The following is a 9,713-nucleotide window of genomic DNA, read 5'->3' as shown; positions in this document are numbered from 1 at the left end:
TTATATAAGCATATTCGAAAATAATCTATCCCCGGCTTTCGCGGGCGGATTTTGCGAGCGCCGCAAGCGAGCGGGCAAGCTGTCCGGCATCCTCCAGGACGGTCTCGAATTCGATACGCCTCAGCCGGTCTCCGCTGACAAGCTCAAAACCGGCGGCGTCGATGCCGCTCATGCTCCATTTGCCGCTCTTTTCACCAGCCAGCACCTGGGCATAGACCGCAACCGCATCGGCGTGGTCGTCGTTCATATGGATGATGGCGTCGTCTTCCATTTCCGCGAGAGCGTCCGCGGCGGGCGAGCGGATCAGGAAATCCTCCGGCACAAGATGATAGGCTTTGCCGAAGCCGCCATTGAGGCTCGCCGACACCGGGTTGAGGCGGAAGAAGGCAAAATCGCCGAAATCCGCGTAAAGGGCGGCCTTGGGATGGCGCCTGAGAAAACGGGCCCGGATGCGATTGTTCTGCGCAGTCCGGCGTTCGATGCGTTCGGCTTCGCACTGAAGCGTAATGCGCGGATGCGCAAGCGGATCGCCCTTTCCGGGCTCTCCGAGCAGCAGCGACACATGCGGGTCGTTGGTCAGGCCCGATGTGTGTTCCGACAACGCCGACACCAGGATGACGGGCGTGCGATCGATATCGTTTGCAACCGCGGTCCGGCTGGCGAACGGATAGCCGGTGCCTGGAAGCAGCACGGCCAGGGAGCCGTGGCGGGAGGAACTGATGAGGCCGCGGGCGAGGGCGCGTGCCTCGTCATTCGTTTCCAGGACTTTGCTGCTCTTTTCTGTCATGTCGGCGCCGCTTCTATCTTGACGAAAACCTTGGGGCGATGCCCGGCATGATATGGCCCGCAACTGTGTCAAAGCTCTGTCGGCCGACATTGTGCGGATGTTTTGCCGCCTCTACGGGCGTCAGGACCGGTGAAACGCAGGCATCCGTTCCGTCAAACAGCGCGGCCCATTCGTCACGCGGGCGGGTGAGAAAAGCTTCTGCCAGGACATCGCGCAACTGCGGCCAGCTCTTTCGGTCGTATTGGCGTTCTTTCCAGCCGGTATCGAGTTCCAGCGTGTCGATCAGTTCGGCGAAGAACTGCGGCTCCAAAGGGGCGACGGCGACATAAAGCCCGTCCGACGTCCGGTAGGTGTCGTAGAACGGGCAGCCGGTATCGAGCAGGTTTTCTCCCCGCCTGCCGCCGTTCCACAGTCCGGAGGCCATGAAGGAGAAGATCGGGGACGCGAGCATTGCCGAGCCTTCGACCATGGCTGCGTCGAGGACCTGGCCCTTTCCCGACTGGTCGCGGGCAAAGAGCGCGGCCAGAATGCCCATGATGAGCACCATTGTGCCGCCGCCGTAATCACCGATCAGATTGAGCGGCGGGACCGGGGCGTCATCCTTGCGGCCGATCATCGACAGGACGCCGGACAGGGCGATGTAATTGAGATCGTGTCCGGCCATGCCCGACATGGGGCCGTCCTGTCCATAGCCCGTCATGCGGGCGTAGATCAGGCGTGAATTGGCCTCAAGCATCTGATCAGGCCCGAGTCCCAGGCGTTCCATGACCCCGGGACGGAAACCCTCGACGAGAACATCGGCCTCGCCGATGAGCGAGACCGCCTCGGCATGATCGTCCGCCGATTTCAGATCAAGCTGCACGATCCGGCGGTAAAGCAGGTCCGTATTGGTCTGCGGGTCGATCGGCAGGAACAGCGGTGCGCGGCCCTTGCCCTCGATGCGCGTGACCTGTGCTCCGAGGCCCGCCAGCAGGTAGCACGCGAAGGGCGCCGGGCCGAGGCCCGCCATCTCGACGATTTTCAGACCGATGAGCGGCTTGGTCATGGAACCCTACTTCGGGGCCAGCCGGATTGCTCCGTCAAGGCGGATCGTCTCGCCGTTCAACATGGTGTTGTCGACGATATGCATGACGAGCGCTGCAAAGTCCTCGGGCGTTCCGAGCCGGGAGGGGTAGGGTATCGAGGCGGCGAGGCTGTCCCGCACCTCCTGTGACATGCCCATCAGCATGGGCGTTCCGAAAATGCCGGGCGCAATCGTCATGACACGGATGCCGAAGCGCGCGAGTTCGCGGGCGGCCGGCAGCGCCATGGAGTGGATCCCGCCTTTCGATGCCGCATAGGCCGCCTGTCCGATCTGACCGTCAAAGGCGGCGACCGAGGCCGTGGAGACAATGACGGCGCGTTCATTGTCTTCCATCGGGTCAAGCTTCGATGCCCTGTCGGCGACCAGACGCAAGAGGTTGAAGGAGCCGATGAGATTGACATTGATGACGCGTGAAAAAAGCTCGAGATCATGAGGGCCTTCGCGCCCGACGATACGGCTGGCATTGGCGATGCCCGCGCAATTCACCAGAACCCGGGCGTCGCCATGGGCCTTCGCCGCGGCGGCAACGGCGTCCTGCGCCGCGCTGGCGCTGGCGACGTCGCAGGCGATCGCAAGGCCGCCGATCTCATCGGCGACGGACTTGGCCTGTTCCTCGTTGATGTCGAGCACGGCGACCCTGGCGCCGGCCGCGGCCAGTGCCCTTGCCGTTCCGGCTCCGAGGCCGGATCCTCCACCCGTGACAATTGCAGCCTGTCCGTTGACCTTCATGAAAACCTCCAAAACGAGTAAGCATCGGCAGTCCCCGCACCGTGTGCCGCGCGGGTTTCGGCGAGCGCCCTAACGGGCGTTCGAATCGCGGTCACTGGGTGGCAGACTGCCGATGGCTGGTCAAGCCCTTGACGATGTCCTGCGCACATATCGTGCCGACGAGGGTGCCATTGTCCACAATGCCGACCGTGCCCGGGCGCCTGGCAAGGGCATCCAGAATTTCGGCGAGGGGCGTGTCCGGCTTGGCCGTTGCCGAGAAGGTGCTGCCGGCCGGCGCACCGGCCGCGTTATCGGTGCCCATTACATCTTCGGCGAGCAGCATCGAAAGCGGGTTCATATTGGCGACGAAGTCCGCGACATAATCATTCGCCGGGCTTTGCACGATGTCTTGCGGCGTACCGCACTGGACGATGCGTCCGCCCTCCATGATCGCGATCCGGTTGCCGATCCTAAAAGCCTCGTCGAGGTCGTGGCTGACAAAGATGATGGTCTTGCGCAATTGCTGCTGGAGCTGCAGCAACTCGTCCTGCAGCCGGGTGCGGATGAGCGGATCGAGGGCGGAAAACGGCTCGTCCATCAGCAGGATCGGAGCGCCTGTGGCAAAAGCGCGCGCCAGGCCGACGCGCTGCTGCATGCCGCCGGAAAGCTCGTTGACCCGGCGGTCGGCCCATTGCGACAGGCCGACAAGCTCAAGCTGTTCGGCGACACGGGCCCTGCGTTTTGCTTGCGCCATGCCGGAGAGTTCCAGTCCGAAGCCGACATTGTCGGAAACCGAGCGCCACGGCAAAAGCCCGAACTGCTGGAAGACCATGGCGACCCGTTCCATGCGCAGATGGCGCAGCTCGCTCGGCGAGCAGCGTTGCGGATCGACATGGGTTTCGCCATTGTCGACCAGGGTTTCTCCGCGGATGACCGGATTGAGGCCGTTGACGGCGCGCAGCAGCGTCGATTTGCCGGAGCCCGACAGGCCCATCAGCACGATGATCTCGCCCTCGCGGACATCGAGATTGGCGCCGGCAACGCCGAGCACCTGACCGGTTTCCTGCTGAATTGTCTCGCGGCTCTCGCCCTTGTCGACCAGCGGCAGGGCCGATTCGGGATCGGAACCAAAGACAATATCGACGTCCCTGAAACTGACGATCGGATTGCTCATCGCTTTTCCTCCCCGGCGCGGAACATGCGGTCGAGGACAATCGCGACAACGACGATGACGAAGCCGGCTTCAAATCCGAGTGCCGTGTTGACGGAGTTGAGCGCTCGCACGACCGGGACCCCGAGACCGTCGGCGCCGACCAGGGCGGCAATCACCACCATGGACAGCGACAGCATGATGGTCTGGGTCAGGCCGGCCATGATCTGCGGCATGGCGTAGGGAAGCTCCACCTTCCAGAGCAGTTGGCGCTTGGTCGCGCCGAAGGCCTGGCCGGCCTCAAGCAGGGATTGCGGCGTCGATGATATGCCGAGATGGGTCAGGCGGATGGGCGCCGGGATCACGAAGATCGCGGTGGCGATGAGACCCGGAACCATGCCGATGCCGAAGAAGACGATGGCCGGGATCAGATAGACGAATGTCGGCAGGGTCTGCATGAGGTCGAGGATCGGGCGGATCGTGGTGAAGAGCCGCGGTCTGTGGGCGGCGGCAATGCCGATCCGACCGCCATGCAGACGAGGCAGGCCGACAGCACCAGGGTCAGCGTTTCCGTGGTTTGCTCCCAGTAGCCCTGATTGACAATGAAGAGCAGGCCGACCGCCACCAGGGCGGCCGTCGAGGCGGAACGGCGCAGCGCATAGGCAATCGCCACGAAGATGGCGATGACAATCAGCGGCGGCGGCGTCTGCAGGACCCACAATATGGCGTCGATGGCCGCTTCCAGCCCGGTTGCCAGGCCATCGAAGAACCAGCCGCCATAGTCGGTCAGCCAGTCAACGACGGCCTTCGACCATTTGCCGACCGGTATCTTGTATTCCGTCAGCCATTCCATCGCCGACCCCCCGCACAGTTATGCTTGTTATCGTTCAGTTTGGAATCTCGTGTGCTGCCTCGGCAAGCCCCCAACTTGCGCGCAAAAAAAACCGCCCCGTTTTGGCGGGGCGGTTGCAGTCGTTCAGACCTACATGCCGAGATTTGATTTGACCGCGGCCAGCCCGTCGCCGCCGTCAAAGGTCGTCACACCGGCAAGCCATGTCTCGATCATTTCGGGATGTTGCTTGAGCCAAGCCTCAGCGGCCTTGGACGGCTCCTCGCCATCGTCGAGAATCGCGCCCATGATCTCGTTTTCCATCTCGAGCGAGAATTTGAGGTTCTTCAGCATCATGCCGACATTGGCGCACTCATCGACATAACCCTTGCGCACATTGGTGTAGACCGTTGCGCCGCCGAAATCCGGACCGAAATGATCGTCGCCGCCGGCAAGATATGTCAGTTCGAAATTGGCATTCATCGGATGCGGAGCCCAGCCGAGGAAGACGACCGGCTTGTCGCGCCTGTCGTTGCGGGCGACCTGGGCGAGCATGCCCTGCTCGGACGATTCGACCAGTTCGAAGTCCTCCAGGCCGAAAGCGTCGGAGGAAATCATGTCGAGAATGATGCGGTTGCCGTCATTGCCCGGCTCGATGCCGTAGATCTTGCCGTCAAGCGCGTCCATGTTGGCTGCGATCTTGCTGAAATCGTCGATGCCGAGTGCCGCGCCTGCCGCGTTGGTCGCCAGCGTGTATTTGGCGCCCTCGAGATTTTCGCGAACGGTTTCAACCGATCCGTCTTCCCGGTAAGGCGCGATGTCGCCTTCCATGGTCGGCATCCAGTTGCCGAGGAAGATGTCGATATCGCCGTTCTTGAGTGACGTGTAGGTGACCGGTACGGAAAGCACCTTGATGTCCGTGTCGTAGCCGAGTGCTTCGAGCACGGTCGTGGTCGCCGCCGTGGTGGCTGTGATGTCCGTCCAGCCGACATCGGAGAAACGAACGGTCTTGCAACTCTCCGGCTCGGCGGCGAAGGCCGGTGCCGAGACGGCGACCGAGACCGCCATCGCCAGCATTGCGGTTTTTACGGATGTCATTTGGACCTCCCAAAAGTCAAAAAGAACTATAGTGCGGCGCATCGCGCCACAAAGCCGGCTCTTTTGCAAGCTTTTATTGAACGATTGTTCAAGATAAACTGGTTTTTGCCTGATACTTGCCCATAATGATTTGGGGCTTGAAAACACAGGAGAGCGAATGCCCAAGGTAGGCATGGAGCCCATTCGGCGCCGATCCCTTGTGGAGGCGGCAATTTCCGCCATACACGCACGCGGTTCGCTCGACATAACCATACGCGATATAGCGCTGCGGGCGGGTGTGTCGCAAGGGCTGGCTCATCACTATTTCGGCAGCAAGGATGCGCTGATCGTATCCGCCATGCGGCATCTGCTGACCGAATACGGCCGGCAGGTCAGGCGCGAGATCAAGAAAGCGAAGGATCCGCGCAGCCGGGTGTCGGCCATCATCCATGCCAGTCTCGGCACAGAGCAGTTCAAACCGGAAACCGTTTCCGTTTGGCTTGTCTTCTACGTCCACGCTCAGGAGTCCGACGAGGCCCATGCGCTGCTTTCGGTTTATTCACGGCGGTTGAGGTCGAACCTCGTTCACGGCCTCACACCGCTGGCCGGCGACCGGGCGCACCGCATCGCCGAAGGGATCGCTTCGCTTATCGACGGCCTTTATATCCGCAAGGCGCTTGGCAGTCTGGCAAAGGATGCGGCGGCCGAGCATCTGGTCGAAGACTATGTGGACCGACAGCTGGAAGCTCGGGGATAAAGCCCGGGTGCCGCTGCAAAAGGGTGCCGCTCGGCGCTATGGTCCGGCAAAATCAACGCGCGGGCCCGGACGTGTCCAAACTCTATTTCAGCTATTCGGCGATGAACGCCGGTAAATCCACGCTTCTCTTGCAGGCATCACAGGATGGGGCAGGACAGGATGGGTTTGACCGAGGATCCTTAATGCTCAAGTTGAGCCGAAAAGTCCAGTTTTCCGTCTGCGGCATATTGCCAGCCCCTGCGATTTCGAGGGTTTTGGCCATTGCGTCGCGGCTTGGTGCGGCGCTAATGATGCATGAGGTCTCAGCGATGGAGAGATGTTTATGCGATTTGCAGTGTTGACTGCCGCGGCCGTGGGTCTGGCGGTTCTCGCCACACCGGCGCTTGCCGAGGGCGATGCGAAGAAGGGTGCTAAAGTATTCCGCAAATGCAAAGCCTGCCACGTGGCGGATGAAGAGAAGAACAAGGTCGGGCCGCATCTCGTCGGGATCATCGACCGGCCGGTCGCGTCCGTCGACGGGTTCAAGTATTCGGCGGCCATGGTCGAGTTCGGCAGTGACGGAAAAGTCTGGGATGTGGAAACGCTGACCCTCTACCTGAAAAAGCCCAAGGATCTCGTCAAGAAGACAAGCATGGCATTTGCCGGTATCCGCAAGGACTCCGACATGGAGAACCTCATCGTCTATCTGCAGGACCCTGCCGCCGCCGAATAAAGCATCATGCACCGCACGTGTGAACAAACGCGCCTGCCGGGCGCGTTTTTCTGTTGTGACGGTTTAACTGCCTTTATATCTCTATTTTAAACAATACTTTGCCGAGACACCTTAATGTCGTTTCGAACACGACTTCGAACGTCATTTTTTCTTCGCATGCATGATTCAGACTTGTAGACACCGGGCTCAGCACCAACATTAATGCCTGAAACGGGGCAGGATCCGGCGACTGAACCGCTGTTGCACCGGGGCCGGGCGAACCATTGGGGGCTTACATGGCGACACTGCAGAATCTCGATTCGGAAATCGAAAAGACCAAGGGAATCGTCGAGGACATGCGCTCGAAGATCGCGCAATCGGGATCCGTGCTCGAGCAGTTCTCCAAGGCGGAAACGAAACTTGGCGATGCGGAGTTCGATATCGAAAATGCCCGGATCGAGGACGTGCTGCGTCAGCAGAAGGTGATGGAAACCAATATCGCCGATATGATCATCGGGCTTGAGGACGCGACCAATGTGTTCGGCGCCGAGTTCGAAAGCATGAAGAACTTCTCCGGCTGGGAGAAGTTCATCGGCGTGTTTTCCAAACAACGCATGCAGCGTATGCGCACCGACCGGGTCCGCAACATGTCGCTTGCCGGTAATCTTCAGGAACTGCTTTCCAAGTCGGACGCGATCGTCGGCATTCTGAAGGAGCAGAAAAACGTTCTCGACGAGCGTTACAAGACCTCGGAGGCGAGCCTTGTGAGCGTCATCGAGCGGCGCAAGGACGCGATGACGCGGATGGAAACGGTGCAGAACCGGATCGATGAACTCAATCCCATCCTGATGGACATCGAGAACAGGATCGCCGCCTCCACGGACCAGAAGGAACGCACGGAACTGGAAGGCGAGCGCTCGGAGCTGGCGAACGAATATAACGAGGCCCAGGCCAAGGAGCAGGAACTGCTGGCCGAAAGCCAGACGCTCGAGCGCTACACCTCGATGTTCCAGACCTTCGTCGATTCGCTCAACAACCAGATTGCCGCGCAAAACACGCTGATCAACAAGCTGACCATCGATACCGAACAGCGCATCGTTCTTTACAAGGCGCTGGAAGATTCACTGAAAACCGCCGCGCAGCAGGACGTGGCCCACAAGATCAATACGCTCGGCAGCCAGGTGGACACGGCGGCTGAGGAGACCATGGCGGGCATCGGTTCGGCGGCGCAGCGTCACATCGGCGACCTTCTGGAGATGCACGAGAAGAACATGCTCGCCACCCAGGATATCCAGCGCCGGAAGAAACTGGCCGATGACGCCTTTGCCCGCCGCTTTGCCGATGTGATGGAAAAGCACAACGCGGCGGACTACGTGCGGGCCTGACGGCGTATCGATGACACAGCCAAACGGGCAGGCGGCGCAGTATTTTGACGCGATGGAGCGCGCTCTTCGCGGTCTCGATACGTTTCTCGCCGACGCCAACTCGCCGCTCTACAAGCATCCCCTGATCGGCCGCATCGTCGTGGCCTATGTGGAGCGGCTTGTTCAGACCTTCGCCTGCTGGCGCAACCGCATCGGCTTTACCGAGACATTCCGCATCTCGCGGGCCGAAAGCGGCTTTCCGGTGTTTCAGAACGTGCTCGAACTGGACAATGACCGCAAGACGGCGAAGCAGAGGCTGACGGCGCTTCCCGCCGGTGATGAATTGCGGCAGGAGATGGTCGATTTCATCCTGCGGCAACGGGCCTTTCCGAAGGCGCTGCAGGCGCGTCTGGCGGAACGGTCCTATCTGGAGACGATCCGCAAGGGCGATGTCTTCACGCCGTTCGTTCTGCCCGAGACCGTCCGGGTGTCCGTGAACCCCAACACACGCCGGCCCTATTACGTCGTTCATTGGGGCGTCTTCGACGGCAGCCGGTCGCTGCCGATGGTCTATATGGCGACGATCGAGGATTCCAGCGCCGAACTGAGCGAGATGCTGGTCCTGCCCAGCGGCAAGATGAACCCGAAGATCACCATACCGTTGCCGGAGGAGGGCCTGCTCAATCCGGACCTTGCACACCGTTTCGACGAGTTTGCCGAGAAGAACAGTGCCTATTCCCTGACGCCGGCGACGATCGCCGGCAATCTGGACAAGGATTTTGACGAACTGCATCCCAAGCAGTTGCGGCGTTTCGTCCTCGGGCCTTTCTATTCCGCGGGTGTCACCGAGCACAATGACCGGGTGTCGGATATCCTGTCGAAGGTGCGCAAGGCCGAAAACGCCTGGATGCTGACCTGGACGGTCCAGGAGGTTGTCGCGACCGACGAGCGTGCCGCCAAACGCGGCCTGTGGAGTTCAACACCGGCGCGGCAGGAGTTTCATATCGAAACAAGCGACCTGGAAGCCACCCGTCAGGGCGTGAGCTTTTATGAAAAACATGCCCTCGTGCCGCACGATGCCTATCAGGCACTGTTTGCCGAGGGCGACGCGGATGCGATTTTCCGGGACTTCAAGGTGCACGTCATCTCCGGCAACCACATCACAAGCGGGGTTTAGAGCGTATCCTGTTGAAATGGAGGCATTTGATGGTGGAAAATCGGTTCATTCGGCAAGGCGCGTCGCGCAGCGCGATGTGGTGCATCGGG

The 9,713-nt window shown here is 60.8% G+C and carries 9 protein-coding genes and 2 pseudogenes; 5 read left to right on the top strand and 6 right to left on the bottom strand.

Going from position 1 to position 9,713, the window contains the following annotated elements; translation table 11 throughout:
- Positions 1-25: 25 nt before the first annotated feature.
- The 6 genes and pseudogenes from AC5E6N_RS21175 to AC5E6N_RS21150 all read right to left on the bottom strand — a co-directional run bounded on the left by AC5E6N_RS21175 (position 26) and on the right by AC5E6N_RS21150 (position 5,656).
- Positions 26-787: a HugZ family pyridoxamine 5'-phosphate oxidase gene (locus AC5E6N_RS21175; protein WP_491749674.1), complete on the bottom strand. Its 762-nt coding sequence runs from the start codon at positions 785-787 to the stop codon at positions 26-28.
- A gap of 13 nt (positions 788-800) precedes the next feature.
- Positions 801-1,832 (bottom strand): CaiB/BaiF CoA transferase family protein, encoded by a 1,032-nt coding sequence (locus tag AC5E6N_RS21170; protein WP_491749673.1) that lies wholly within the window; start codon positions 1,830-1,832, stop codon positions 801-803.
- 6 nt (positions 1,833-1,838) lie between these two features.
- Positions 1,839-2,600, bottom strand: coding sequence for an SDR family NAD(P)-dependent oxidoreductase (locus tag AC5E6N_RS21165; protein WP_491749672.1), 762 nt, complete (start codon positions 2,598-2,600; stop codon positions 1,839-1,841).
- Positions 2,601-2,691: 91 nt separating this feature from the next.
- Entirely contained in the window at positions 2,692-3,753 is a 1,062-nt protein-coding gene (choV, locus tag AC5E6N_RS21160; RefSeq protein WP_491749671.1) for a choline ABC transporter ATP-binding protein, read from the bottom strand.
- Positions 3,750-4,582, bottom strand: a pseudogene (gene choW, locus AC5E6N_RS21155) (choline ABC transporter permease subunit). Before choW ends, choV begins: the two are co-directional and overlap by 4 nt.
- Before the next feature lie 129 nt (positions 4,583-4,711).
- Positions 4,712-5,656, bottom strand: a complete 945-nt coding sequence (locus tag AC5E6N_RS21150) for a choline ABC transporter substrate-binding protein (protein WP_491749670.1) — start codon at positions 5,654-5,656, stop codon at positions 4,712-4,714.
- A 157-nt stretch (positions 5,657-5,813) separates the two neighbouring features.
- Here AC5E6N_RS21150 and betI point away from each other — a divergent pair, with 157 nt between their 5' ends.
- The 5 genes and pseudogenes from betI to AC5E6N_RS21125 all read left to right on the top strand — a co-directional run bounded on the left by betI (position 5,814) and on the right by AC5E6N_RS21125 (position 9,624).
- Complete coding sequence (betI, locus tag AC5E6N_RS21145) at positions 5,814-6,392, top strand: choline-binding transcriptional repressor BetI (RefSeq protein WP_491749669.1); 579 nt, start codon at positions 5,814-5,816, stop codon at positions 6,390-6,392.
- Between the two features lie 71 nt (positions 6,393-6,463).
- A pseudogene (locus AC5E6N_RS21140) lies at positions 6,464-6,532 on the top strand (thymidine kinase); the annotation flags it as partial.
- A gap of 182 nt (positions 6,533-6,714) precedes the next feature.
- Positions 6,715-7,104, top strand: a complete 390-nt coding sequence (locus tag AC5E6N_RS21135; RefSeq protein ID WP_491749668.1) for a c-type cytochrome — start codon at positions 6,715-6,717, stop codon at positions 7,102-7,104.
- Between the two features lie 275 nt (positions 7,105-7,379).
- Positions 7,380-8,468 (top strand): hypothetical protein, encoded by a 1,089-nt coding sequence (locus AC5E6N_RS21130; protein WP_491749667.1) that lies wholly within the window; start codon positions 7,380-7,382, stop codon positions 8,466-8,468.
- A gap of 10 nt (positions 8,469-8,478) precedes the next feature.
- A complete protein-coding gene (locus AC5E6N_RS21125) occupies positions 8,479-9,624 on the top strand; it encodes a hypothetical protein (RefSeq protein ID WP_491749666.1) in 1,146 nt (381 codons plus the stop codon).
- Positions 9,625-9,713 lie beyond the last annotated feature (89 nt).

The sequence above is a fragment of the Hoeflea sp. genome, assembly GCF_984452065.1.
This window is presented reverse-complemented; position numbering and strand designations above follow the sequence as displayed.

What these genes read in the sequence shown, in the direction of transcription:
- AC5E6N_RS21175 (WP_491749674.1), bottom strand. Translation starts at nt 787, where the DNA reads ATGACAGAAAAGAGCAGCAAAGTCCTGGAAACGAATGACGAGGCACGC.
- AC5E6N_RS21170 (WP_491749673.1), bottom strand. Translation starts at nt 1,832, where the DNA reads ATGACCAAGCCGCTCATCGGTCTGAAAATCGTCGAGATGGCGGGCCTC.
- AC5E6N_RS21165 (WP_491749672.1), bottom strand. Translation starts at nt 2,600, where the DNA reads ATGAAGGTCAACGGACAGGCTGCAATTGTCACGGGTGGAGGATCCGGC.
- choV (WP_491749671.1), bottom strand. Translation starts at nt 3,753, where the DNA reads ATGAGCAATCCGATCGTCAGTTTCAGGGACGTCGATATTGTCTTTGGT.
- AC5E6N_RS21150 (WP_491749670.1), bottom strand. Translation starts at nt 5,656, where the DNA reads ATGACATCCGTAAAAACCGCAATGCTGGCGATGGCGGTCTCGGTCGCC.
- betI (WP_491749669.1), top strand. Translation starts at nt 5,814, where the DNA reads ATGCCCAAGGTAGGCATGGAGCCCATTCGGCGCCGATCCCTTGTGGAG.
- AC5E6N_RS21135 (WP_491749668.1), top strand. Translation starts at nt 6,715, where the DNA reads ATGCGATTTGCAGTGTTGACTGCCGCGGCCGTGGGTCTGGCGGTTCTC.
- AC5E6N_RS21130 (WP_491749667.1), top strand. Translation starts at nt 7,380, where the DNA reads ATGGCGACACTGCAGAATCTCGATTCGGAAATCGAAAAGACCAAGGGA.
- AC5E6N_RS21125 (WP_491749666.1), top strand. Translation starts at nt 8,479, where the DNA reads ATGACACAGCCAAACGGGCAGGCGGCGCAGTATTTTGACGCGATGGAG.